Origin of the sequence: Pseudomonas nitroreducens TX1 (assembly GCF_000313755.1) — a bacterium.
Lineage (GTDB): Bacteria > Pseudomonadota > Gammaproteobacteria > Pseudomonadales > Pseudomonadaceae > Pseudomonas > Pseudomonas nitroreducens_A.
On record NZ_AMZB01000102.1, the window covers coordinates 32,550 to 57,387 of the forward strand.

General features: G+C 66.2%; 20 protein-coding genes. 6 read left to right on the plus strand and 14 right to left on the minus strand.

Annotation, left to right across the window (positions count from 1 at the left end):
• Positions 1-157: 157 nt before the first annotated feature.
• Both C167_RS0110890 and C167_RS0110895 read right to left on the minus strand, forming a co-directional pair.
• Complete coding sequence (locus C167_RS0110890) at positions 158-1,063, minus strand: TauD/TfdA dioxygenase family protein (RefSeq protein ID WP_017518308.1); 906 nt, start codon at positions 1,061-1,063, stop codon at positions 158-160.
• Between the two features lie 55 nt (positions 1,064-1,118).
• A complete protein-coding gene (locus tag C167_RS0110895; RefSeq protein WP_017518309.1) occupies positions 1,119-3,485 on the minus strand; it encodes a TonB-dependent receptor in 2,367 nt (788 codons plus the stop codon).
• 310 nt (positions 3,486-3,795) lie between these two features.
• On the opposite strand from C167_RS0110895, the gene C167_RS0110900 reads away from it, so the two are divergent.
• Together C167_RS0110900 and C167_RS0110905 are read left to right on the plus strand one after the other, a co-directional pair.
• A complete protein-coding gene (locus C167_RS0110900; RefSeq protein WP_017518310.1) occupies positions 3,796-4,716 on the plus strand; it encodes a LysR family transcriptional regulator in 921 nt (306 codons plus the stop codon).
• Between the two features lie 137 nt (positions 4,717-4,853).
• Positions 4,854-5,270 (plus strand): cupin domain-containing protein, encoded by a 417-nt coding sequence (locus C167_RS0110905; RefSeq protein ID WP_017518311.1) that lies wholly within the window; start codon positions 4,854-4,856, stop codon positions 5,268-5,270.
• Between the two features lie 134 nt (positions 5,271-5,404).
• Here C167_RS0110905 and C167_RS0110910 read toward each other — a convergent pair whose 3' ends face one another.
• On the minus strand, positions 5,405-6,739 hold the full coding sequence (locus C167_RS0110910; RefSeq protein WP_026078954.1) for an MFS transporter: 1,335 nt from the start codon (positions 6,737-6,739) through the stop codon (positions 5,405-5,407).
• A 536-nt stretch (positions 6,740-7,275) separates the two neighbouring features.
• Between C167_RS0110910 and quiC the strand changes: the two genes are divergently transcribed.
• Together quiC and C167_RS0110925 are read left to right on the plus strand one after the other, a co-directional pair.
• Positions 7,276-9,186: a 3-dehydroshikimate dehydratase QuiC gene (gene quiC / locus C167_RS0110920; protein ID WP_017518314.1), complete on the plus strand. Its 1,911-nt coding sequence runs from the start codon at positions 7,276-7,278 to the stop codon at positions 9,184-9,186.
• Between the two features lie 100 nt (positions 9,187-9,286).
• The gene (locus tag C167_RS0110925; protein ID WP_017518315.1) at positions 9,287-9,952 is read left to right on the plus strand and encodes a TetR family transcriptional regulator; all 666 of its coding nucleotides are present in this window, start codon (positions 9,287-9,289) and stop codon (positions 9,950-9,952) included.
• A gap of 70 nt (positions 9,953-10,022) precedes the next feature.
• Here C167_RS0110925 and C167_RS0110930 read toward each other — a convergent pair whose 3' ends face one another.
• The 6 genes from C167_RS0110930 to C167_RS0110955 form a co-directional block, all read right to left on the minus strand.
• Positions 10,023-10,871 carry a shikimate dehydrogenase gene (locus tag C167_RS0110930; RefSeq protein WP_017518316.1) on the minus strand — a complete coding sequence of 283 codons (849 nt, stop codon included), beginning with the start codon at positions 10,869-10,871 and terminating at the stop codon, positions 10,023-10,025.
• Positions 10,864-11,316 (minus strand): type II 3-dehydroquinate dehydratase, encoded by a 453-nt coding sequence (aroQ, locus tag C167_RS0110935; RefSeq protein ID WP_017518317.1) that lies wholly within the window; start codon positions 11,314-11,316, stop codon positions 10,864-10,866. Before aroQ ends, C167_RS0110930 begins: the two co-directional genes overlap by 8 nt.
• 431 nt (positions 11,317-11,747) lie before the next feature.
• Complete coding sequence (gene lpdA / locus C167_RS0110940; RefSeq protein WP_017518318.1) at positions 11,748-13,154, minus strand: dihydrolipoyl dehydrogenase; 1,407 nt, start codon at positions 13,152-13,154, stop codon at positions 11,748-11,750.
• 16 nt (positions 13,155-13,170) lie between these two features.
• A complete protein-coding gene (locus C167_RS0110945) occupies positions 13,171-14,457 on the minus strand; it encodes a dihydrolipoamide acetyltransferase family protein (protein ID WP_017518319.1) in 1,287 nt (428 codons plus the stop codon).
• On the minus strand, positions 14,458-15,510 hold the full coding sequence (locus C167_RS0110950; protein WP_017518320.1) for an alpha-ketoacid dehydrogenase subunit beta: 1,053 nt from the start codon (positions 15,508-15,510) through the stop codon (positions 14,458-14,460).
• Entirely contained in the window at positions 15,507-16,739 is a 1,233-nt protein-coding gene (locus tag C167_RS0110955) for a 3-methyl-2-oxobutanoate dehydrogenase (2-methylpropanoyl-transferring) subunit alpha (RefSeq protein ID WP_017518321.1), read from the minus strand. The genes C167_RS0110950 and C167_RS0110955 overlap by 4 nt, the downstream gene beginning before the upstream one ends.
• A 274-nt stretch (positions 16,740-17,013) precedes the next feature.
• On the opposite strand from C167_RS0110955, the gene C167_RS0110960 reads away from it, so the two are divergent.
• Positions 17,014-17,475: an Lrp/AsnC family transcriptional regulator gene (locus C167_RS0110960; RefSeq protein ID WP_017518322.1), complete on the plus strand. Its 462-nt coding sequence runs from the start codon at positions 17,014-17,016 to the stop codon at positions 17,473-17,475.
• A 334-nt stretch (positions 17,476-17,809) separates the two neighbouring features.
• Positions 17,810-18,052 (plus strand): DUF2790 domain-containing protein, encoded by a 243-nt coding sequence (locus C167_RS0110965; protein WP_017518323.1) that lies wholly within the window; start codon positions 17,810-17,812, stop codon positions 18,050-18,052.
• Between the two features lie 171 nt (positions 18,053-18,223).
• On the opposite strand, the gene C167_RS0110970 is transcribed toward C167_RS0110965, so the two are convergent.
• The 5 genes from C167_RS0110970 to C167_RS0110990 form a co-directional block, all read right to left on the minus strand.
• The gene (locus C167_RS0110970; protein ID WP_017518324.1) at positions 18,224-19,561 is read right to left on the minus strand and encodes a hypothetical protein; all 1,338 of its coding nucleotides are present in this window, start codon (positions 19,559-19,561) and stop codon (positions 18,224-18,226) included.
• 227 nt (positions 19,562-19,788) lie between these two features.
• Positions 19,789-20,736, minus strand: coding sequence for a helix-turn-helix domain-containing protein (locus C167_RS0110975; RefSeq protein WP_017518325.1), 948 nt, complete (start codon positions 20,734-20,736; stop codon positions 19,789-19,791).
• 92 nt (positions 20,737-20,828) lie between these two features.
• On the minus strand, positions 20,829-21,848 hold the full coding sequence (locus C167_RS0110980) for a phosphotransferase enzyme family protein (protein ID WP_017518326.1): 1,020 nt from the start codon (positions 21,846-21,848) through the stop codon (positions 20,829-20,831).
• Between the two features lie 25 nt (positions 21,849-21,873).
• Positions 21,874-23,148 (minus strand): aspartate aminotransferase family protein, encoded by a 1,275-nt coding sequence (locus C167_RS0110985; protein ID WP_017518327.1) that lies wholly within the window; start codon positions 23,146-23,148, stop codon positions 21,874-21,876.
• The gene (locus tag C167_RS0110990; protein ID WP_017518328.1) at positions 23,141-24,460 is read right to left on the minus strand and encodes an amino acid permease; all 1,320 of its coding nucleotides are present in this window, start codon (positions 24,458-24,460) and stop codon (positions 23,141-23,143) included. The genes C167_RS0110985 and C167_RS0110990 overlap by 8 nt, the downstream gene beginning before the upstream one ends.
• Positions 24,461-24,838: the final 378 nt, after the last annotated feature.

Consider the following 24,838-nt stretch of genomic DNA (forward strand, 5'->3'; position numbering starts at 1 on the left):
TCTCCCTGAAGGGAGAGGGGACTGGATCGGTGCCAGGCGAAACCACGAGCCAGTCCTGCGCCGAAGTAGCAGGACCGCACGGGAGATACGCGTCAATCGGATACTCCCTCTCCCTTCAGGGAGAGGGCTGGGGAGAGGGTTCGTCGGCAGAAGACCTTCAAACCTTCTTGATCGTCCGGCTGCGCTGTCCGTCGACGCCCACCGGCACATCGCCTTCGAGGGTCACGCGGCGCACGATGCGCGGCTGGGTGCCGTAGTCGTCCACGGCGTAGTGCTGGGTCGCGCGGTTGTCCCAGATGGCCACATCGCCCGGCTGCCAGCGCCAGCGCACGGTGTTCTCCAGCCGCGTGACGTGGCCCTGCAGCACGCCGAACAGGTGCGCCGAGTCATGCTGCGAGAGGCCCTTGAGGCGCTTGACGAAATGCCCCAGCAGCAGGGTCTTCTCGCCGCTGACCGGGTGCACGCGCACCACCGGGTGCTCGGTCTCGTAGACGGTGGAGGTGAAGATCTTGCGGTATTCCTCCAGGCGCGCCGGGTCGACATTCGGTCGCACGCTGGCGTAGTCGTATTCGTTGCTGTGCACCGCCCAGAGAGAGTCGGCCAGCACCTTCAGTTCCGGCGTCAGGTCGTCGTAGGCCGTGGCGGTGTTGGCCCATACCGTGTCGCCGCCAGACTCCGGGGCCACCACGTTGCGCAGGATCGAAGCCTTGGGGTAGGCCTCGACGAAGGTCACGTCGGTGTGCCAGGAGTTGGCGCGGCGGCCCTGGGCGCCGTCGAGCTCCAGCAGGTAGTGGGTACCTTGCTGCACCGGTACGGTGGGGTGCGCCACCGGGTTTCCGAGCAGCTTGGCGAAGGCCTCCTGGCCCTGATCGTCGAGCTGCGTCTGGCCGCGGAAGAAGATCACCTTGTGCTTCACCAGCGCGGCCTGGATGGCGTCGACGGTGGCGGCGTCCAGCCCGCCGGAAAGCTTCACGCCGCGAATCTCGGCGCCGATGCGGCCGGCGACCGGATGGATGTCGAGGCTGACTGCGTCCTGCTTGATAGCGTGTGCTGCGTTGCTCATCTCATCGTCCTCTTGCTATGGCAATAGAGCCGCGCCTGGGCGCGGCGGATGGGGATCAGAAGTCGTAGCGAACCGAGGCGCCCAGGGCGCGCGGCTGCCCCACCGAGGCGGTGTAGGAGCCGTTGATGCTGGCGAAGGCGGCCAGGTAGTAGTCCTTGTCGAAGGCGTTCTTCAGCCAGACCGACGCGTCCAGCTGGCCGTCGCCGATGTCCTTGCGCAGGCCGACGGAGAAATTCGCCAGGCCGTAGCCGTCGATCTTCGAGAGGTCGGAGTTGTCCAGCGTGCCCTCGGCCTCGGAGCGGTAGGAGTAGCTGCCGGTCACGTAGGGGCGGATGCCGTCGTCGAGGTTCCAGGCGTACTCGCCGTTGAGGTTGGCAATCCACTTCGAGGCACCGACCACGCGCTGGCCGGTGAGGTCGCAGGTGGCCGGGGCATTGGGTTGAGTGGAGACTTCCGCCGGGCACGGGGCGTCCTTGAACGACAGGTAGGTGACGTCGTTGTAGGAGCCGTTGAAGTTCAGCGTCAGGCCGCGGATCGGCAGGGCGGTCGCCTCGAACTCCAGGCCGCGCGAGCGCACGCTGCCGGCGTTGGAGAGCACCGAGACCAGTTGGGTCGAGCCCGGCGGCTGGTACAGGGTGGTCGCCTGGTAGCCGTGGATGCCGGTCCAGAAGAGGTTGGTGTTGAGTTGCAGGCGGTTGTCGAACAGGGTGGTCTTGATCCCCAGCTCGGCGTCGTTGGCGCGCTCCGGGCCGACCAGCAGGGAGTCCGCGCCCGCCGTTGGCGCACTGGCCACGGCCAGGTTCACGCCGCCGGATTTCTCGCCATGGGACAGCGAGGCATAGCCCAGCAGGTCGTCGGTGAACTGGTAGCTCAGGCTCAGCAGCGCCGAGGGGGCGAAGCTGTACAGGCTCAGGTCACCCGAGTCGTAGGCGCCCAGCTGGTTGCGCCGCACCACGGCGCCCGCGCCGGTCACGGGGGCGCCGCCCACCGGGTCGAAGCGTTCGACCTTGGCGTCCTTTTCCTCGTAGGTGCCGCGCAGGCCAGCGGTGAAATCCAGCTTGTCGGTGAGGTGCCAGGTACCCTGGGCGAACAGCGCGAAGCTGTCGGTCTCGATCTTGCCGTTGGCCTTCGAGTAGGTGTTGTTCAGGGCGTTGAGGTTGGTGCCGAGCAGGTAGCGGTCGGCCAGAGGGCCGTAGTCGGTGAAAGTCTTGTTGCCCAGGTTCTGGTTGAACGCATAGGCGCCCAGCACGTAGTCGAAGAAGCCGCCGGTGGGCGAGGCCAGGCGGATTTCCTGGGAGAACTGGCGGTCATGGACTTCCACGCCGGTGTTGTTGATCGCCGAGACGTCGAGCTGCTCGTCGTTGGCCGGTGTGAAGTGCCAGTAGCGGTAGGCACTGATGGAGGTCAGCTTGTAGCCGCCGTTGAGGTTCCAGTTGGCCTCCACCGAGCTGCCGCCTTGGTGCACGCTGACGTGCTGGCGACTGTTGATATTGACCTTGTGCCGGTCCGGATCGCGGATCGGCGAGGCGCCTACCGCGGCGGCGCGCTGCCAGAAGCGGTCGGCGGCGCCGTAGACGACCATGCTGCCGTTGCTGGAATCCTCCTCGTTGTAGTCGTTGATCCAGCGCAGGTCGAAGTCCTCGTTGGGCTTGAACAGCAGTTGCCCGCGGATGCCCTGGCGCTCGCCGCCGTTCAGGTAATTGTCGTCGTGGATGTTCTTGATGTAGCCGTCGTCGCGGGTGCGGTAGGCCGACACGCGCCCGGCCAGGGTGTCGGTCAGCGCGCCGGAAACGGTGCCCTTGCCCTGGAAGTAGCCGTCCTGGCCGCCGGAGACCTCGACGCTGCGTTCCGGCGTGAAGGTCGGCGCGCGGGTGCTGATGTTCAGCACGCCGGCCGTGGTGTTCTTGCCGAACAGCGTACCCTGCGGCCCGCGCAGCAGTTCCAGCTGCTCGATGTCCAGCAGGTCGAACACCGCCATGCCGGGACGGCCGAGGTAGACGTTGTCCAGGTAGACCCCGGCGCTGCCTTCCAGGCCGTCGCTGGCCGGGTTGTTGCCGATGCCGCGCACGGCGATGCTCGACTGCCGCGCATGGATAAAGGCGACGTTCACGCTGGGCAGGATCTGCTGCAGGTCCTGCACCTTGTAGACGCGCTGGGTTTCCAGGGTCTCGCCGCCGAGCACGGTGATCGGCGTGGGCACTTTCTGCGAGTCCTCCTCGCGGCGCCGGGCGGTGACGGTGACCTTGCCCAGGGTGGCGTCGGCCCGGGCCGGCGCGGCGCTGACGGGCTTGCTGGTCTCACTGTTGCTGGCGTCCTCGGCGTCCTCGGCGAATACCGGCAACGCGCCGCCCAGAGCCAGCAGCACGATGGCGTAGCGCAGCCGGTGGAGTCTGAAAGGGAAGGGTGAATGTCTCGAAGTCATGCTGGGTCCTTGTCTGTCCGCGCTTATCGCGGGCAAAAGGGGGCCGCGCCACGCAGCAGTGGCGAACGACGTTTTTCCTGGAAGTGGGGTGCGGCTTTGGCTGTCAGCGACAGCGGGACAGGCACATTCGCGAAGAAAGGAGGTGCAAGGCTGGCATCGGGCGACTCCTGGTCTGGGCTATATTCTTAGTTCATAAAAGAATAGATGTTTGTTTTATTCTTCATTGACGGAATAAGAGCTTGCATTTAAACCAGCGCATAGGAAAGCGGCAAATGCCTTTGCCCACTATTTTCAATGCCGGAAATGCATCATGGATCTGCGCCAACTCCGCTACTTCATCGCCCTCAACGAACACCGCAGCTTCGTGCGTGCCGCCGATGCCATGGGCATCACCCAGCCGGCGTTCAGCCGCAGCATCCAGGGCCTGGAGCAGGAGCTGGGCTGCCGGCTGGTGGACCGCGGCAGCAAGGACCTGCGGCCCACGCCAGAGGGACAGGTCGTGCTGCAGCACGCGCTGAGCCTGGTGCAGGGGGCCAACAACCTGAGCCACGCGGTGGCCCGGCTGAACAAGCTGGACTCGGGTGAGCTGCGCTTCGGCAGTGGGCCGGCGCCGGCGCAGAAGCTGGTGTCCGACGCGGTGTCGCGTTTCGTCCAGCGCTACCCGCGCATCCACATCCAGTTCGGCGTCGACAATTGGGAGCGCCTCGCGCGCAGCCTGAGTCGCGAGGAGATCGAATTCTTCATCGCCGATATCCGCCATTTCGAAGCCGACCCGAACTTCCAGACCCGCGCACTGAAGCCGCGCAGCGGGCTGTTCTTCTGCCGTGCGGGGCACCCGCTGCTGGCCAAGGAGAGCCTGTCCACCAACGACATTTTCGCCTACCCGCTGGCCGCCACGCTGATTCCGCCCAGCGCGCGAAAGATGCTCGCCAACCTCAGCGGCAAGATCGACATCAGCACCAACGTGCAGTGCGAGGACATGGCCTCGCTGGTGCGTATCGTCGGCCAGACCGACGCTATCGGCATCGCGGTGGAAGAAGCGCTGAGCGAGCCGATGGTGCGCGGCGAACTGGTGCGCCTGCACTTTCGCAACCTGCCGCAGAACGTCGACATCCTCCAGGCCCGCTGCGGCATCGTCACCCGTAGCGGCGACCGCCTCTCGGCGGCGGCGCGGGCGATGATCGAGCTATTGGTGGACCTGGATGCGGGGGTGGAGAGCGCGGTGGCGTAAGGCGGTGCCGGTGCGGATTGCGCGCTGAGCCGACCACTGTCGCAATGGCTTCCCCTTCTTCCGCCGAATTGGCTGTTGGCCCTCCTGGCCCTCGGGCGTAGCGTGGAGCCATCTTCCCACTGCCCGAGGTCAACGCCATGCCCGCCACCTCCCTGAAATGCCTTTTCGCCGGCCTCGGCCTGGTGTTCAGCCTGCCGGCACTTGCCCACGAGGCGGACGCCCGCAGCGAGAAAATCACCGTCCAGCAGGAGCAGAAACTCCCCGACGCGGCGGGCAAGAAGGGCCTGATGATCACCGTCTCCTATGCGCCCGGGCAGGCTTCCGGCGCCCACGTGCACAGCGGCTCGGTATTCGCCTACGTGCTCGAAGGCGCGGTGATCTCCCAGCTGGAGGGGCAGAAACCGGTGACCTACCAGGCCGGCCAGTCCTGGTACGAGGCGCCGAACACGCCGCATCTGGTATCGCGCAATGCCAGCAACGAAAAACCGGCCAGGCTGCTGGTGTGGATGCTGCTGGACGAGAAGGCCCCGGTGTTGACGCCGCTGAAACAATGAGCGCAAAAGCAGAACCCCGCCAATCGGCGGGGTTCTGCTTCTCAGGCTGTGCATTCACCCGCAGGGCGCATAACGCGCCCGCCACAACGGTGCCGACGGATAACCTGTGCCGGATCATGCGCCCTGCGCAGGGGTCACTCCGCTACGCCCGGCACCTTGCGCGGAGCCATGAAGAACATCCAGGCCAGGGCCAGGAAATACATGGTCGGGATGATGGTGAACAGCACCGCATAGTTGTTGTGGGTGACGGTGAGGATGTAGCCGACGATCTGGGTCATGAACATCCCGCCGATGGCCGCGCACATGCCGCCGAAGCCGAACACCGTGCTCATCATGTGCTTGGGCGTGTAGTCCATCACCAGGCTCCAGATGTTCGCCGTCCAGGCCTGGTGCGCGCCGACGCCCAGGGCGATGGCGGCTACGGCGATCCATAGCCCGCTGGCCTTGGCGGCGAAGACCACGCCGATGATCACGCAGGCGCAGATGAACATCGACAGCAGGCGCGCGCTGATCGGCTTCACGCCGCGGCCGATCAGCCAGGACGAGAGTATGCCGCCGCCGATGCTGCCGAAGTCCGCGGTCAGCCAGATCAGCATCAGCGGGATGCCCATCTGCGTCACGCTGATGCCCAGGCCGTACTGCTGGTTGAGGAAGGGCGGCAGCCAGTAGAGATAGAACCAGAACACCGGTGCGGTCAGCGAAAGGGCCACGGCGAACGCCCAGGTGCCGCGCATGCGCAGGATGGTGGAAAAGGGCAAGCGTTCGGCCGGCGGCTCGGCGGCTGCCTGGATGTAGTCCAACTCGCTCTGCTTCACCGTTGGGTGTTCTTCAGGGTTGAAGTACTTCAGGCTCCACAGCGCCACCCAGACGAAGCCCAGCGCGCTCATGCACAGGAACGCCGCCTGCCAGCCCCAGGCCGCGAGGATCAACGGCAGCAACGCGGGGGTGAGCATGGCGCCGACGTTGGTGCCAGCATTGAAGATGCCGGTGGCCATGGCCCGTTCGCCGGCCGGGAACCACAGACGCGTAGTCTTTACGCAGGCTGGGTAGTTGGCGGCTTCGGTCAGGCCGAGGATGAAGCGGCAGACCATGAAGCCGGCCGCCGAACTGGCCAGGCCGTGGGCGCCGGTGGCGAAGCTCCACAGCAGCACGGCGAAGAAGAACGCCCGCTTTACACCGATGCGGTCGATCAACCGGCCCTGCAGCACGAAGCCGATGGCGTAGCCCACCTGGAACCAGAAGTTGATGTTGGCGTAGTCCATGGCCGTCCAGGCCATCTTCTCGGCGAGCAATGGTTGCATCACGCCCAGCGCGGCGCGGTCGATGTAGTTCAGTGTGGTGGCGAAGAACACCAGGGCGAGCATGCCCCAGCGCACCTTGCCGACGGCCATGGCGCCACGCACCTTGCCGAAGAAGGAGGAGCCGTGCGGCGCGACCGCAGCAAGGGGAGCGGATTGCGTATGGATCATGATCGGGGCCATCCGTTTGGGGCTGGCGAGCAGCCTCAGGAATTATTGTCGTGCCGCAGGCATCCCGCGTGCTCCACCGCCAATCGGTGTGGCATCAGGAAAGACGTGCGGTGGCTGGCGGAAATTCAGTGCGCGCGAGGGCGCCCGCGCAACGAGCACAGCTCCGGCATCAGGCGGGCCCGGACGATTCGCGGATGGGGGATGCCAGGGAGGCGAAGGTGAGGGATGTACATGAGCATTTACCCGTTCTTGAAATTGTTATGGATGACACGCAGGCCATCTCGCAGCGGCTGGTGGTGTCCATTGGGCGGAGGCAGGTGCCCGCAGGGACAGCCGGAGTGCGTCGACGTGGCTAAATCTTGAGCAGCGGCTGGAACAGCGTCAATTCGATAAACGGCCTTTGGTTCGGTAATCGAACACAAAACTAACCAGTTAGTACACTTTGAATTGCCGGCAACCCGGACCGCCAGAATAATCAGACTCAGCCGGAACCCGATTCCAACAAGCCCTCAGTACCTCCGGCAGGAGTCAAAGAAATGCAACGTTCGATCGCCACCGTTTCCTTGAGCGGAACCCTGCCGGACAAACTCGAAGCCATCGCCGCCGCCGGTTTCGACGGCGTGGAAATCTTCGAGAACGATCTCCTCTATTACGGTGGCAGCCCGCGTGACGTGCGCCGGCTCTGCGCCGACCTGGGGCTGGCGATCACCCTGTTCCAGCCGTTCCGCGATTTCGAGGGTTGCCGCCGCGACCGCCTGCCGCGCAACCTCGACCGCCTGGAGCGCAAGTTCGACCTGATGCAGGAGCTGGGCACCGACCTGGTATTGATGTGCAGCAACGTCGCCGCCGACTCCCTGGGCGAGCGCGAATTCCTCCTCGAAGACCTCGGGCTCGCCGCCGAACGCGCCGGCGCCCGTGGCCTGCGCGTGGGGTACGAGGCGCTGGCCTGGGGGCGCCACGTGAACACCTGGCAGCAGGTCTGGGACCTTGTGCGGGAGGTGAACCACCCGGCGCTGGGGGTGATCCTCGACAGCTTCCACACCCTCTCGCTGAAGGGCGACCCGGCCGGCATCGCACAGATTCCGGGGGAGAAGATCTTCTTCGTGCAGATGGCCGACGCGCCGATCCTGGCCATGGACGTGCTGGAGTGGAGCCGGCATTTCCGCAACTTCCCCGGCCAGGGCGAGTTCGACCTTGCGGGCTTCCTCGCGCCGATCCTCAGGAGCGGCTATCGCGGCCCGCTGTCGCTGGAAATCTTCAACGACGGTTTCCGCGCCGCGCCGCCGCGTGCCAACGCCGCCGACGGCCTGCGGTCGCTGCTCTACCTCGAGGAAAAGACCCGCGCCCGCCTGGAAAGCCAAGGCGCGCCGAAGGAGCAACTCGACTGCCTGTTCGCGCCGCCACCGGCCAGCCCACTGGATGGCGTGGAATTCCTTGAGTTCGCCGTCGATGAAGCCCTTGGCGCACGCCTGGGCAACTGGCTGGAACGCCTGGGCTTCGCCCGCGCGGGTGAGCACCGTTCCAAGGCGGTGAGCCTGCTGCGCCAGGGTGAGATCAATATCGTACTCAACGCCGAACCCTATTCCTTTGCCCACAGCTTCTTCGAGGCCCATGGCCCGTCGCTGTGCGCCACCGCCCTGCGCGTGCGTGACGCCGCCAGCGCATTGCAGCGCGCACAGGACTACAAGGGCCAGCCCTATCGCGGGCTGGTCGGTCCCAACGAGCGCGAGATTCCCGCCGTGCGCGCGCCGGATGGCAGCCTCATCTACCTGGTGGAAGAGCGCGCTGCGGGGCAGACCATCTATGACGTCGATTTCCGCCTCGATCCTGCCGCGAGGCCGACCGGCCAGCTGCAGCGCATCGATCACATGGCCCTGGCACTACCGGCGGACGGGCTGGACAACTGGGTGCTGTTCTACAAGGGCCTGTTCGACTTCGAGGCCGACGACGAAGTGGTGCTGCCCGACCCCTATGGCCTGGTGAAAAGCCGCGCCCTGCGCAGCACCAACGGTAGCGTGCGGTTGCCGCTGAACATATCGGAGAACCGCAACACCGCGATCTCCCATGCGTTGTCCAGTTATCGCGGCTCCGGCGTCCACCACATCGCCTTCGCCTGCGAAGACATCTTCTCCGAGGTGGCGCGGGCCAAGGATGCCGGCGTGCCGCTGCTGGAAATCCCGCTGAACTACTACGACGACCTGGCCGCGCGCTTCGACTTCGATGACGAATTCCTCAGCGAACTGGCCTACTTCAACGTGCTCTACGACCGCGACGCCCATGGCGGCGAGCTGTTCCACGTGTACACCGAGCCGTTCGAGGAGCGCTTCTTCTTCGAGATCATCCAGCGTCGCGGCGGCTACGCAGGCTACGGCGCGGCCAACGTCGCCGTGCGCCTGGCCGCCATGGCCCAGGCGCGCAACGGCACCACGCGCCGGCCGAAGGTCTAGTCCCGCCGCGCTTTGCCTCGCAAGGGTGCCGGCGCGCATAATCCGCGCATCCCTTCAGCCAAGCAGGCGCCATTGGGCGCCTGCCAGACGATGCCGAGCCATGACCGACAGCGCTACCCAGCCGATTCCCGCCGAAACCGCTCGCCGGGGCCGCAAGAACAACCCGGAGAAAACCCGCGAGGACATCCTCCAGGCGGCCATCGTCGAGTTCGTCCAGCAGGGGCTTTCCGGCGCGCGGGTCGATGCCATCGCCGAGCGCATGAACACCTCGAAGCGGATGATCTACTACTACTTCGGCAGCAAGGAACAGCTCTACCAGGCAGTGCTGGAGAAGCTCTACGGCGACATCCGCGGCACCGAGCAGACCCTGCACCTGGCTGAACTGGAACCGCTGGAGGCCATGCGCCGGCTGGTGGATTTCACCTTCGATCACCACGACCGCAACGTCGATTTCGTGCGCATCGTCTGCATCGAGAATATCCACTATGGCCAGTTCGCCGCAGGCTCCGAATCGATCCGCTCGATGAACAGCAACATCCTGCGCACCATCGAGGACATCCTCGCGCGCGGCGCCGCCTGCGGTGTTTTCCGCAACGGCCTGCAGGCCATCGACGTGCACATGCTGATCAGCTCGTTCTGCTTCTATCGGGTATCCAACCGGCACACCGTCGGTTCGTTGTTCCAGATCGAGCTGGACGATGCGGCGGTGAAGGCGCGGCACAAGGAGATGATCGTCGAGGCGGTTTTACGGTACGTGCAGCCGTAACCGGATTCGGATCTGGAGCGAAAGTTGTTCGCGAGCGAGCTCGCTCCTACAGGAGACGCTGGTTGTGAAATTACATCGCGGCGAAATGCGCCAGCATCCTTTCGGGGTTCGCCTCCACGCCACTGAACAGCTCGAACGCCTTCACCGCCTGGAACACCGCCATGTTGCCGCCATCCAGCGTGCGGCAGCCGAGGCTGCGGGCGTGCCTGAGCAGCTCGGTTTCCAGCGGGAAGTAGATGATCTCCGCGACCCACAGGCCTGGGTGCAGCAGCTCCAGCGGCAGCGGCGCGCCGGGCAGCTTGGCCATGCCCACGGGCGTGGTGTTGACCAGTCCGTCCGCTTCGGCGACCGCGCCGGCCAGGTCATGACCGACCCGCGCGCGCTGCCCGCCGAAATGCGCGTTGAGGTTGTCCACCAGCGCCTGGGCGCGGGCAGCGTCCACTTCGAACAGGGACAGCTGCTGCACGCCTTCGCTGAGTAGCGCATGGGCGACCGCAGCGCCCGCGCCACCGGCGCCAAGCTGCACCACGCGCTCGCGCGGCGCATCGCTGAGGTTGCGCCGGAAACCTTCGGCAAAGCCCAGGCAGTCGGTGTTGTGGCCGATCCGCTTGCCCTCGCGCAGCACCACGGTATTCACCGCGCCGATGCCCCGCGCCTCATCCGACAGCTCGTGCAACAGAGGAATGACCGCTTGCTTGCAGGGAAAGGTGATGTTCAGCCCGGTGTAGCCCATGCGCTCCGCGGCAGCGAGCAGGTCGGGCAGGGCGCCGGCATCGACACCGAGGGTATCCAGGTCGATCAGCCGGTAGAGATAGCGCAGTCCCTGGGCGTCGCCCTCGCGTTCGTGCAGGGCAGGCGTACGCGAAGCCTGGATGCCGGCGCCGATCAGGCCGGCCAGCACTGTGCGGTAGTCATGCATGGCGTTCACCCTCAAGCAGCTTGGCGAAGTGCTGGATGCCGGCGCGGTAGCCGTCGCTGCCGAGCCCTGCGATGACGCCCACGGCAACGCCGGAAACGAACGAATGGTGGCGGAACTCCTCGCGTTTGTGGACGTTGGACAGGTGCACTTCGATCACCGGCAGTTCCACGGCAGCGAGCGCATCGCGGATAGCCACCGACATGTGGGTCCAGGCGGCCGGGTTGACCAGGATGCCGAAGCAGCGACCGCGCGCCTGGTGGATCCAGTCGATCAGTTGGCCTTCGTGGTTGGTCTGGCGGAACTCGATCTCCAGGCCGTTCTCGGCGCCGGTGCGGTGGCAAAGCGCGGCGATGTCGTCGAGGGTTTCATGGCCGTAGGTGGCAGGCTCGCGAGTGCCGAGCAGATTGAGGTTCGGCCCGTTGAGCACGAGCAGGGTGTGGGACATGAGAAGGGGCTCCGTTGTTCTTGTATGGCCGTGATGGAAAGGCCTGTTGGAGCAAAATGTACCAAATAGTTAATTTGGTCAATGTGAGTGAGGTTCAAGACACCTTGCGGCGAAAATCCAATGAAAGTGATTAATGCGCAGGGAACGTCGAGGAATTCATCGGTTGCACGCGTGATTCGGAAAGCCTGGAAATCCATAATCCGTGCGGTGATCGACCGTGGGTAGGAGCCGACTCCGTCCGCGATCGGTTCAAGACCGTCGAGAATTTCCAAGCAGCCAATCCCCTGTAGGAGCGAGCTTGCTCGCGAACGATCTACGCCGCACGGGCCACGGGTTCGCGAGCAGGGACTAGGCGTCCCCTCGGTCCTACGAAAAGCCGACCGACAAAAAAAGACCCGCCAATCGGCGGGTCAGGAGGGGAACGTCAGGCTTCAGACGTGCAAGGCATGCCCCAGCGCGCGCAGGGCAGCTTCCTGCACCGCTTCGCCGAGGGTCGGGTGGGCGTGGATGGTGCCGGCGATGTCTTCCAGGCAGGCGCCCATTTCCAGCGACTGCACGAAGGCGGTGGACAGCTCCGACACCGCCTTGCCCACGGCCTGCCAGCCGAGGATCAGGTGGTTGTCCTGGTGCGCCACCACGCGGACGAAGCCGTCGCTGGACTCCAGGGTCATGGCGCGGCCGTTGGCGGCGAACGGGAAGTTCGCCGTCAATACCGGGTAGCCGGCCGCCTGCGCCTGCTCGGGCGACAGCCCGACCACCACCACTTCCGGATCGGTGAAGCACACTGCCGGGATAGCCGTGGGGGTGAAGGCGCGGCGCTTGCCGGCGATGATCTCGGCAACCATCTCGCCCTGGGCCATGGCGCGGTGGGCCAGCATGGGCTCGCCGGCGATGTCGCCGATAGCCCAGACATCGCGCATGGAGGTACGGCACTGGTCGTCGATCTTCACGGCGCGGCCGTTCATGTCCAGGCGCAGGGTGTCGAGGTTCCAGCCGGCGGTGTTGGGGTGACGGCCAACGGCAACCAGCACCTGGTCGGTCTCGATCACCCGTTGCGAGCCCGCGCCATCCTGCACGCGCAGGCCTTTGCCGTCCGGCTCCAGGCCCATGACGCTGTGGCCCAGGTATAGCTCGATGCCGAGCTTGCGCAGGGAATTGGCGACCGGCTTGGTCAGTTCTTCGTCGTAGGTCGGCAGGATGCGCGGCTGCGCTTCCACCACCGTCACTTCGACGCCCAGCTTGCGGTAGGCGATGCCCAGCTCCAGGCCGATGTAGCCGCCGCCGACCACGGCGAGGCGCTTGGGCAGCGCCTTGGGTGCCAGGGCTTCGGTGGAGGTAATCACGTTGCCGCCCACCGGCAGGAACGGCAGCTCGACGGATTTCGAACCGGCCGCCAGCAGCAGGTGTTCGGTGTGGATATGCTGGGTGCCGCCTTCGGTGAGATCGACCTCCACGGTCTTGCCATCGACGATCTTCGCCCAACCGTTCACCACGGTCACGCCGTGCTTCTTCAGCAGCGCAGCGACGCCGGTGGTCAGGCGGTCGACGATGCCGTCCTTCCATTCCACGGTGCGCTGGATGTCGATGCTCGGCGCCTGCACGCTGATGCCCAGCGGCGAGGTGCCGGCGAACTCGCGGGCCTTGAGGTATTCCTCGGCGGCGTGGATCAGCGCCTTGGAGGGGATGCAGCCGATGTTCAGGCAGGTGCCGCCCAGGGAGGCGCCTTCCACCAGCACGGTACGGATGCCCAGCTGGCCGGCGCGGATCGCCGCAACGTAGCCGCCGGGGCCGCCACCGATCACCAGCAGGGTGGTTTCGAGAGTCTGGTTCTGTTTCACGTCAGCGCTCCGGCTATCAATCGATGAACAGGGTGGCGGGATGTTCGAGCAGGGCGCGCACGGCCTGGATGAAGGCCGCCGCATCCATGCCGTCGACCACCCGGTGATCGAAGGACGAGGACAGGTTCATCATCTTGCGCACTACGATCTGGCCGTTGATCACCATGGGTCGCTCGACCATGCGGTTGACCCCGACGATGGCAACCTCCGGATGGTTGATCACCGGCGTGCTGACGATGCCGCCGAGCGCGCCGAGGCTGCTCAGGGTGATGGTCGAGCCGGAGAGTTCTTCGCGGCTGGCCTTGCCGTGTCGCGCAGCCTCGGCCAGGCGTGCCACTTCCGCGGCGTTGCCCCACAGGTCGCGGGACTCGGCGTTGCGCAGCACCGGCACCATCAGGCCGTTATCGCTCTGGGTGGCGACGCCCAGGTGCACCGCACCGTAGCGGGTGATCACGTCGGCTTCGTCGTCATAGCGCGCGTTGAGCTGCGGGAAGTCGCGCAGGGCGACGACCATGGCGCGAGCGATGAAAGGCAGCAGGGTGAGCTTGCCGCGGGCCGCAGCGTGCTTGCCGTTGAGGTGCACGCGCAGCGCTTCGAGGTCGGTGACGTCGATTTCCTCGACGTAGCTGAAGTGCGGGATGCGCCGCTTGGCCTCGGCCATCTTCTTCGCGATCATGCGGCGCAGGCCGATCACCGGGATCTGGTGCTCGTCGTGGCGTGCGGCATAGCCGGAGGCAATGGTAGCGCCGCCGTGTTCCAGATAATGCTCCAGATCGTCGTGGAGGATGCGCCCGGCCGGGCCGCTGCCCTGCACGAACTGCAATTCCACCCCCAGGTCGCGGGCGCGCTGGCGCACGGCCGGCGAGGCCAGCGGCTTCTCGCCCGGTGCGCGGCGCGGGGCCGGTGTCGGGGCGGGGCGGGCGGCCGGGGCAACCGGCTTGTTCTCGGCGCGCGGTGCCGGCCCGGGGGCTTCGGCGATGGGAGCGGGCTTGGCTTCCGGCTTCACTGCAGGCGCTTCTTCGTGGGGCTTGGGCTGCGCGGCTTCGCGATGGTTGCCGTGGCCTTCCACCTCCAGGCGGATCAGCTCGCCGCCCACGGCCATGACCTGGCCGGGGACGCCGCCCAGGGCGATGATCCTGCCGGCCACCGGCGAGGGGATTTCCACGGTGGCCTTGTCGGTCATGACTTCCGCCAGCAGCTGGTCCTCATGGACCTCGTCGCCGACCTGGACATGCCACTCCACCAGCTCGACTTCGGCGATACCTTCGCCGATGTCCGGCATCTTGATGACGTGAGTGCCCATTCAGACCTCCATGGCGCGCTTGAAGGCCGCGCCGACACGCGCGGGCCCCGGGAAGTAGTCCCATTCCTGGGCGTGCGGGTAGGGGGTGTCCCAGCCAGTCACGCGTGCGATGGGGGCTTCGAGATGGTGGAAGCAGTTTTCCTGGACCAGCGACATCAGCTCGGCGCCGTAGCCGCAGGTGCGGGTGGCCTCGTGGACGATGACGCAGCGGCCGGTCTTCTTCACCGACTCGACGATGGTGTCCAGGTCCAGCGGCCAGAGGCTGCGCAGGTCGATGATCTCGGCATCGATGCCGGTTTCCTCGGCGGCAGTCTGGGCGACGTAGACGGTGGTGCCGTAGGTCAGCACGGTGAGCTCGGAACCGGGGCGGGCGATGGCGGCCTTGTCCAGCGGCACGCTGTAGTAGCCCTCCGGCACCTGGCTGGCCGGGTGCTTGGACCACGGCGTCACCGGGCGGTCGTGGTGGCCGTCGAACGGGCCGTTATACAGGCGCTTGGGTTCGAGGAAGATCACCGGGTCGTCGTTCTCGATGCAGGCGATCAGCAGGCCCTTGGCGTCGTACGGGTTGGACGGCATGACGGTGCGCAGGCCGCAGACCTGGGTGAACATCGCCTCCGGGCTCTGGCTGTGGGTTTGACCGCCGTAGATACCGCCGCCGCAGGGCATGCGCACGACCATGGGCACGGTGAAGTCGTTGACCGAGCGGTAGCGGATGCGTGCGGCTTCCGAGACCAGCTGGTCGGTGGCCGGGTAGACGTAGTCGGCGAACTGGATTTCCACCACCGGGCGCAGGCCGTAGGCGCCCATGCCGACGGCGGCGCCGATGATGCCGCTCTCGGAGATCGGCGCATCGAACACCCGCGAGGTGCCGTACTTCTTCTGCAGGCCCTCGGTGCAGCGGAACACGCCGCCGAAGTAGCCGACGTCCTGGCCGAACACCACGACGTTGTCGTCGCGCTCGAGCATCACGTCCATCGCCGAGCGCAGCGCCTGGATCATGGTCATGCTGGTGACCGCCTGGGCGTTCTCGTGTTGCGGGTTCATGGCATTCATACCCCAAGCTCCTGGCGCTGCCGGCGCAGGTGTTCCGGCAGGTCCTTGTAGACGTCGTCGAACAGGTTGGCGGCGCTGAACACGTGGCCGTCCACCAGCGAGCCGTGGCGTTCGGCTTCTTTCTGCGCGGCGATCACTTCGGCTTCCAGTTCCTTCTTCAGCGCTTCGTGCTGGTCATCGGACCAGATGCCGAGGCCGATCAGGTGCTGCTTCAGGCGGGCGATCGGGTCGCCCAGGGGGAAGTTGGTCCAGTCGTCGGCGGGGCGGTACTTGGACGGGTCGTCCGATGTGGAATGCGGGCCTGCGCGGTAGGTGACCCATTCGATCAGGCTCGGGCCGTGGCCGCGACGGGCGCGCTCGGCGGCCCACTGCGAGGCGGCGTAGACGGCCAGGAAGTCGTTGCCGTCCACCCGCAGGGAGGCGATGCCGCAACCCACACCACGGTTGGCGAAGGTGGTGCCTTCACCGCCAGCGATGGCCTGGAAAGTGGAGATCGCCCACTGGTTGTTGACCACGTTGAGGATCACCGGCGCGCGGTAGACGTGGGCGAAGGTGAGGGCGGTGTGGAAGTCGGATTCGGCGGTGGCGCCGTCGCCGATCCAGGCCGAGGAAATTCGCGTGTCGCCCTTGATCGCCGAGGCCATGCCCCAGCCGACGGCCTGGATGAACTGGGTGGCGAGGTTGCCGGAAATCGAGAAGAAGCCCTTCTCGCGGCTGGAGTACATGATCGGCAGCTGGCGGCCCTTGAGCGGGTCCTGCTCGTTGGAGAGCAGCTGGCAGATCATGTCTTTCAGCGGGTAGTCGCGGGTGATCAGGATGCCTTGCTGACGGTAGGTCGGGAAGGTCATGTCGCCATCGCGCAACGCCATGGTGTGGGCGGTGGCGATGGCTTCTTCGCCCAGGCACTGCATGTAGAAGGACATCTTCTTCTGGCGCTGGGCGGTGAGCATGCGCGCGTCGAAGATGCGCGTCTTGAGCATCAGGCGCATGCCGCGCAGCAGCTGCTCGTGGCTCAGGTCCGGAGCCCAGGGGCCGACGGCGTGGCCGTCCTCGTCGAGCACGCGCACCAGGCTGAAGGCCAGGTCGGTGGTCTGGGCGGGTTCGACGTCGATGGCGGGCTTGCGCACTTCGCCGGCGGGCGAGAGGTGCAGGTAGGAGAAGTCGGTCTTGCAGCCCGGGCGCCCGGTGGGTTCCGGGACGTGCAGGCGTAGCGGAGCGTAGTCGGTCATGGCGGGTCTCCAGTTGTGATCGTGGGGTGTGGATCAGCGAACGGAAGCGGCCATGCCTGGCGGGCGCACCCGGCCGGGTAAGGCTACGGTGCGGGTGCCGCGCAGGGTTGCGCAGCGGGTGGTGACATCACTCATGGTGAGGTCCTCGGTTGTTGTAGTTGTGGTTTCAGTATAGGTGTGACCGATTGGTTTTTTGCTCCAAATTGACTAGGTCTGAGCTTACGGATTAGTGTGTTTGAACTATAAAAACGACCGTCCGTAGTACTGAGGAAAAATGGCTGAACTGGACCGCACCGACCTGAAAATCCTCCGCGCCCTGGCCGACGATGGCCGGCTCTCCTGGCGTGACCTGGCGCAGAACATCGGCCTGTCGCTGACCCCGACCTTGCGCCGGGTGCGCCGCCTGGAGGAGGAGCACTACATCCAGGGTTACTTCGCCCGGCTGGACGAGGAGCGCCTGTCCGGCGGCATGAGCGTGTTCGTCTCGGTGTCCCTGGAAAAACAGACCGGCGACTACCTTGCCCGGTTCGAAGAACGCATCGTCCAGGCGCCGCAGGTGATGAGCTGCTTCCAGATGACCGGCGACGCCGACTACATGCTGCGGGTGGTGGTGAAGGACCTGTCGGCGTACCAGCTGTTCCTCACCAACACGCTGACGCAGATTCCCGGCGTGGCGGGAATCAAGTCGGCGTTCGCCCTGAAGTCGGTGATGCTGCGCTCGGCGCCGCCGATCTGATCGGCGGCGGGAAGCCCGGCCCGCAGCGGGAGCCATGCCCGTGATCGGGAACACGCAGCGATGCCCGAGATCGTGCGTCGATGTGATGGGTATCGCTGCGCCCCACGCCATCCGACGACGAGGCACGCCGGCCGCTCTCCTGCGAAGCGCTCCGTCCCCCAATCAGCTGTCGCTCGTGACAATCACCGGGAAGGGGCGTTTGCAAGCGGCCATTGTTGCGCGATTCGCAGAAATGCATTGTCGAACTCGATCTGTGTAGGAAAGGTCCGATCAGCTAGATTTATGGCAGTGGGCCACGAGCGACGCGACCCGCGTGATCCCTGAGGTTCCTGCCATGAAATCCACTCTTGCCGCACTCTTTGCCGTCCCTGCCTTGCTGCTGTCCTTCACCGCCTTCGCCGATGATGCCGTTGTCTACCACTACGGCATGCCGCTGGACGTGGCCAAGGTGCTGAGCATTTCCCAACCCAATGAGCGCTGCGAAGTCAGCCAGGCCACCATGGTCTACCTGGACTCCCAGGGCGCGCAGCACAGCGTCAAGTACCTGCGCCAGACCCCGCGCTGCAGCGACATCTGAGTCGGGCGCCCGACGGTTTCACCCCCCGTGCCGCCGCCTGCCAGGTCGTTCAGTGAACGACTGGCGCTGGCGGCCTGCTGCGCCGGATCGGGATGGTCCGGATGACGTCGCGGTGTCGCGCTTGATCGGGTCGTGCCGGGGTCTGTCACAGGCAGTCGAGGTCGTCTGGCCTTAGAAGGTGGTCGAGAACAGCAGCTGGCTGTAGAGGTTGCTGTTGTCGTTGCCGATCTGGGTGCCGCCTTCGGCCGCGCTCTTCTTCGGCTGGTACAGACCCACCAGCGGGATGATCACCAGGTGCTCGTTGATCGCCCACTCGGCGTAAAGGTCCAGCTCGCGGCCGTCGGTGTTGCCCAGGTCGGTGTCCAGGGTGTGGAAGTCGAAGTACTGCGCGCCGATGGAGAGGTTCTCCAGCGGGGTGACCTTGGCGCCGAGGTTGTGCACGCGGGTGTTGTTGTTGAAGGGGCCGGAGTAGTTGCCCGCCACCTCGCCCTGGAACCAGGTGCCGAAGCCACGGCTGAAGCCGTAGAAGAGCGTGTCGTAGCCTTCCGAGAAGCGGCTGAAGCGGTAGCTGACATAGGGCTTCCAGGCGATGTCGGAGAAGGTCCAGCCGGCTTCGAGGTACCAGGCGTTTGCGGTGTCGTCGGAGTACTGGGCGTCGCGCCTGTCCTGCCAGGCGTATTCGCCGGAGAGGAACAGGTTCTCCACGCCGGCGTTGCCGGTGCCGCGCAGGCTGTAGGTCTTCATGTCCTTGCGGTCGAGCTGGATGGGCGAGGCGTAGCGCTCGTCGATGTCGGTGACGTCGATGTAGGTCAGGCCGAAGGTCGCTTCCGGGGCAACGTGTTCCAGGGTGGCGACGTACAGCTCGGAGTTGGCCTGGGCGCGGTTGTCGGATTTCAGACGCATCAGGTCGCCGCGCCAGCCTTCCTTGCCGCCGATGCGCAGCACGGCGGTCTCGTCGAAGGCGCGGCGCGCTGCCAGGTAATAGGCGCCGCCACGGTTGTACTCGCCGTCCGCCAGGCCCTTGCCCATGTTCAGGGCGTCGCCGTCGATCAGGAAGCCATCGCCGACCACGATGTTCTGGCGGCCGAAGGACAGGTCGATGCCGTCCTCGCCCAGCACCGGGAACAGCCCGGCCGAACGCCAGCCGGCGTAGGCGTCCTCGATCTTGGTGGTGCGTTCGGAGCCGTCGCTGAAACCGGCGGCGTCGCCGTCGTCCCAGGTACCGGAACTGAGCAGGTTGAACGCGCCATAGGCGGTGCCCGCGCCGCCGAGCTTCTGGTCGCCGCTCAGGCCGTACTTGATGAAGCCTTCCTGCCAGGAGGACGAGCCTTCATCCAGCGTGCCAGTCATGTTGTAGCGCTCCTGGCTGTGGAACAGCCCGAAAGTCGCCGAGAGGTCGGCGTTCAGGTGCGTGTCGTCGGTCGCATACAACTCGTAGGCGCTGGCGGAACTGGCCCCGGCGATGAGCAGGGCGAGCAGGGTGGGGCGCAGCACGGCGGCGTGGGTCATGGTGAAGGCATCCGTTTCGTTATTGTCGATTGAGGGGATGTGACTTCTGCCGATGCTAAGTAAGGGCTGGCGTTGTGCCGTTGCTCCTGTCTGCCAAGTGATTGGGTGTGGTTGCCAGATCGGACGATGGTGCTTTCGTAGGAGCGAGCATGCTCGCGAACCCGATTGAATCGGGAGCTGCCGGTGAGTTTGTTCGCGAGCAAGCTCGCTCCTACAGGTAAAGCCGATCAGCGTGCGCGGGAGATTACGGAAGGCTGTTCCGCATACAGGCGCTTGTACAAGGCCGAAAAATGGCTGGAGCTGGCAAACCCCAGGTCCAGTGCCAGGTTCGTGATGCTCTGCTGCGGCTCCTGCTTGAGCCGGCGGCGCGCCTCGGCGAGGCGCAGGCTGAGGAAGAACTGCTGCGGCGTGCTCTGGCAGATCTGCCGGAAGCAGTACTGCAGGGTGCGCTGGCTGGTGTTCAGGCTCTGGCTCAGTTCCAGCAGCGACAGCGGCTCGGAGAGGTCCGCCTGCATGCGCTCGATGGCCGCCAGCACCAGGCGGCGGTGCTGCTGCAGCGAGCGCGGCGCGCCCTCGCGGTCATGACCGGGGAGGATTTCCTCCAGGGCCTGCAATACATGGCTGAGCACCAGGGCAACGGCGTGGCCGGCCTGCTGCGGGTCTTCGGTGCGCCAGGGTTCGTCTTCGAAGGCGGCGATGGCGTCGCACAGGCTCCGGCGCAGTTCACCCGCTCCGCTGGCCGAGAGTTGCAGGCGGCGCTGCAAGAGGGCGCGCTCGAACAGCTCGCGCTCTTCGGCACCGAGCAGGCGTTCCAGCTGTGGCTGGCTGAAGGTCAGGCCGAGCATGTGGATTTCCCCGGCGGCGCAGATTTCCAGCTCGCGGCCGCCTTCGAGCACCAGCAGGGTGTCGTCGTGCAGGGCCTGGCCGTTGAAGCGCGAATCGTCGCTGGCGCGCAGGGGAATGCCGATCACCAGGTGGCCGGCGGGCGGCGCCATGTTCTCGTGCAGGTGCAGGTTGGAGTGTTCATAGATCAGCGAAGCGTCGGGCAACTGTACATGCAGTAGTTCCGCCTGCAGGCGGCCGTGGCCGAGCTGGGTGTAGTCCTGGCTCCAGCCGGCGAGGGCGCAGGCCAGTTCATCGGAGTCGGTTGCCTGGTGGCGGGCTATGCCGGTCATGGCGGTCTACCTCGGTGGTGCGCCGAGTATCGGTCAGTGCTGGCGCGCAGAGTTGTGCCTGCGCGCCAGGGTGTTGCGGCGCTCTGCCAGTTTCAGCGGCTGGCGAGGTAGGCGGCGGCCAGTGTACAGGCGCGTTCGACCAGCATGGGGGCCAGTTCCCGCGCGGTTTCGCTGTTGCGCCGGGTGTGCACCCAGCCCAGGTAGGTCGTGCCGCGCAGGGCCAGGAACAGCGGCAGGGCGGCGCGGTCGGCGGCGGAAAGCGGCTTGTCCGCGTTGTAGCCGGCCAGTAGCGCCGCCTGGATCTGCGCCAGGCGCGGATCGTCCAGGCAGAAGTACAGCGCGGTGGCCAACTCGAACATGTGCCAGCCGAAGCCGGCATCGTCGAAATCGATCAGCTGCAATTGGCCGCCCTCGAGCAGCAGGTTCTCCGGCACCAGGTCGGCGTGGATCATGCCGAAGTTGCTTAAGGTGCGGCCGTAGCGGCGCAGGTCCAGACGCGCTTCCTGGCGGGCGCTCTGCAGCAGGTCGCGCTGCTCTGAGCTGAGCAGGTCCAGCTCCCAGAAACGCCCCCAGAACGGGTTGGCGCCCACCAGCCCTTCTTCGTCCCAGGCGTGCCGGGTGAACTCGTTGGGCTGGCGCCACTGGGCCGAGTTCAGGTGGATGCGCGCGGCCACGGCACCGGCCTGATGGAACAGCGCCTCGATGTCGCCATCGGCGCTCAGCCCCTGTTCGGCGGAGCCCAGCGTGCTGCCGCCAAGCCAGCCGAGCATGTCGACGAAGCGCGGCTCCTGCAGTGCGGCGCTGCGCACTTCGGCCAGGTGTTCGCCGTTGCGGGTACGGATGATGCTCGGTACACCGATGCCGCCCGCGGCCAGTTGCTCCATCCAGGTCAGTTCGGAACGCAGCGCGGCTTCGCTGTGGTAGCCGCCACGGTGCACGCGCAGGGCGCTACGGGTGCCGTCGCTGCGGGTGGCGCAGAACACGGCGTTCTCGCGGTACTTGAGCAGTTCCAGGCCGACGAAGTCGCCGTCCCACTGGCGCAGGGCCTCCAGTGCCAGTTCACGCAGGCAGGCGATCTGCTGGTGGTGTTCCAGCATCGAGAAATCAGTCATGGGCATTCTCTCCATCGGTATGGCCTCAGAGCTCGCCCAGGACCTGGTCCAGGGTGTCGATGAAGCGCTCGCCGTGCTCGGCTTCGAACACCAGCGGCGGACGGATCTTGAGGATGTTGTCGTCAGCGCCGATCTTGCTGATCAGCACGCCGCGCTGGCGCATGGCGTTGACGATGCGCCGCGCTTCGAGCCCGGCCGGCTCGCGGCTGGCGCGGTCACGCACCAGCTCCACGGCGAAGAACAGGCCCTGGCCGCGCACGTCGCCGATGATCGAATGGCGCTCGGCGAGGCGGTGCAGCTCGGTGCTGAGCTTCGCGCCCTGGCGCCGGGCGTTGCCTTGCAGGTCCTCTTCTGCGATCACGTCGAGCACCGCCTGGCCGACGGCCGCGGCCACGGGCGAGCCGCCGAAGGTATTGAAGTACAGGTTGGCGCGGCCGAAGGTTTCGACGCGCTCGCGGTTGGTTACCACGCCTGCCAGGGGGAAGCCGTTGCCCATGGGTTTGCCGAGGGTGACGATGTCCGGCACCAGCGGGTGCGACTGGTGGCCCCACAGGTGATCACCGGTGCGGGCGAAGCCCGATTGCACTTCGTCAGCGATCAGCAGGCCGCCGGCCTCGCGCACCAGCTTCGCCACGCGCTCCAGGTAGCCGGCCGGCAGGCGCGGAATGCCTTCGTTGGCGAACAGGGTATCGATCAGCATCGCCGCCAGGCCGACGCCTGCTACCTGCAGCTCGGCGATGGCCTCGGCGACCTTGGCAACGTAGCGGTCGGCGACCTGCTCGGGCGTGCCGTCGGCGTGGTACAGGCAGGGAATCGGCACGGCCCGCGCATGGACCGAGAACGGCTCCGAGCTGGGCAGCGCGGTGGTCACCGCCGCCAGCGAAGTGGTGTTGCCGTGGTAGTTGTAGTCGCTGACGATCACACCCTTGTTGCCGGTGGCGAAGCGCGCCATGCGCAGGGCCAGTTCGTTGGCTTCGCTGCCGGTGCAGGTGAACATCAGGCTGTCCAGGGGCTCGGCGAAGGTCGCGGTGAGGCTCTCGGCGTAGCGCACCACCCGCTCGTTGAGATAGCGGGTATGGATGTTCAGCGTCGCCGCCTGTTCGGCCATGGCCGCCACCACCCTGGGGTGGCAGTGACCGACGCAGGGCACGTTGTTGTAGCAGTCCAGGTAGCGTTTGCCGGCAGCGTCGGTCAGCCAGACGCCTTCACCCTTCACCAGCTCCAGCGGCTCGTCGTAGAACAGTGGCGAGGCATCGCCCATGACCTGGTGGCGGCGTTGCAGCAGGTTTGCTTCAGACATTTTCGGCATTCTCCAGGGGCTTGCCGGCGCGGCTCGCGGCGCGCAGCAGGTAGTTGAGGATGAGGGCGGCGACCACCAGGGCCAGGGCGCTGAGCATGGCCACTTCCAGCTGGAAGCAGGCAGCGATCACCACCAGGGTCAGCAGCATGCCGACGCTGGCCACGAGCGGGCCGCCGCGCAGGCGGAAGGGACGCACCAGACCGGGCCGGGAGCGGTGCAGGCGCAGGTAGGCGGCGAACAGCACCAGGTGGCAACTGCCCAGCAACAGGACGATGCACAGCAGGAGTTTTTCCGGCGGCACCAGGGTCAGTGGCAGGCCGATCAAGGTCAGCACCAGCAGGGCCACGTAGGGCGAGCCACGACGGTTGGTGCGGGCGAGAGCGGCGGGGAAGAAGCCGTCGCGAGCCAGGGCGAACAGTTGGCGGGAGGCGGAGAACACCACCGAGAAGAAGGTGGCCAGCAGGCCGCACACGGCGCCGGAACCGACCAGCAGCGGGAGCCAGTCGCGCTCGCCGTAGAGTCCGCCGTGGGTCATGGCGGCGTACAGCGGATCACCGGCATTGCCGATCACCGCTATGCCGGCTGCGCCCGGTGCGCTGATCACCACGGTCAGGGCGGTCAGCAGCAGGGTGCCGACGGCGGCGATGATCCCGCGCGGCATGCTGCGGCCCGGGTCGGCGGCTTCCTCGGCAGCGGAGGCGACCTGCTCCAGGCAGATGAACATCCAGATCGCGAACGGCACGCAGGCAAACACGCCGGAGATGCTCACGCCCGGCAGTGCGTCGCCGGATGTAGCCAGCAGATTCTCCCAGTGCACGTGGGGCAGCATGGCCCCGCCGAAGGCCAGCAGCGCGATGGCGGCCACTGCGCCGGCCAGCAGGGTCAGCCCGAGGGCTTCACCCACGCCGATGATATGGATGCCGATGATCACCGCGAACAGGCCGATGCGCACCGGCCAGCCGCCGAAGCCGAAGACCGATTCCATGTAGGCGGCGAGGAAGTTGGCCGCCGCGCCGGTGCCGATGGTGAGCGCCAGCGCGCAGGCGGCGCCGACCAGGTAACCGACGAAGGGGCCGAAGGCCAGTTGTGCATAGGCGAATACGCCGCCGGCGTGGGGCCTGGCAGTGGAGAGTTCGCACACGCACAGTGCCAGGCCGCCGCAGAGCACGGCCATCAGCAGGGTGGCGACGAGCATGTTGGCCCAGCCGCTGCTGGCCAGGCCGTAGTTCCAGCCGGAGAACTGTCCGGCGATGACCAGTGAAATGCCGAGCCCGGCGATCTGGGGCCAGCGAAGTACGCCTTGTTTGAGCATGATGGTTGTCCCTTGCCTGTGAATGATGGGGAATCGAACAGCAGTCAGCCGCGAGCGCCGAAGCGCAGTGGGCAAGGGAAATCGGCGACGGGTGCAGGCGCCTGGATGCGTGGAGTCATGGAGCGGGCCCTTCTTGTTGTTTTATGGGATGCACGCGCTCGCCGTCAGGTACGGCGGGCAGGCAGAAGGTACGAAGGGCGCGGGGTGGGGCGATATCAGAAATGCGCAAAGACGCGGGGAGGGGCTTTTCATGCAGGAGCGAGCCGGCTCGTGAACATTCGCCACGGCGACTCCAGCGCCAAGCGGTTCGCGAGCAAGCTGGCTCCTACAGGTGGACGTGGCACGTGCTGATCACCCTGGCCCTCTCCCGGAAGGAGC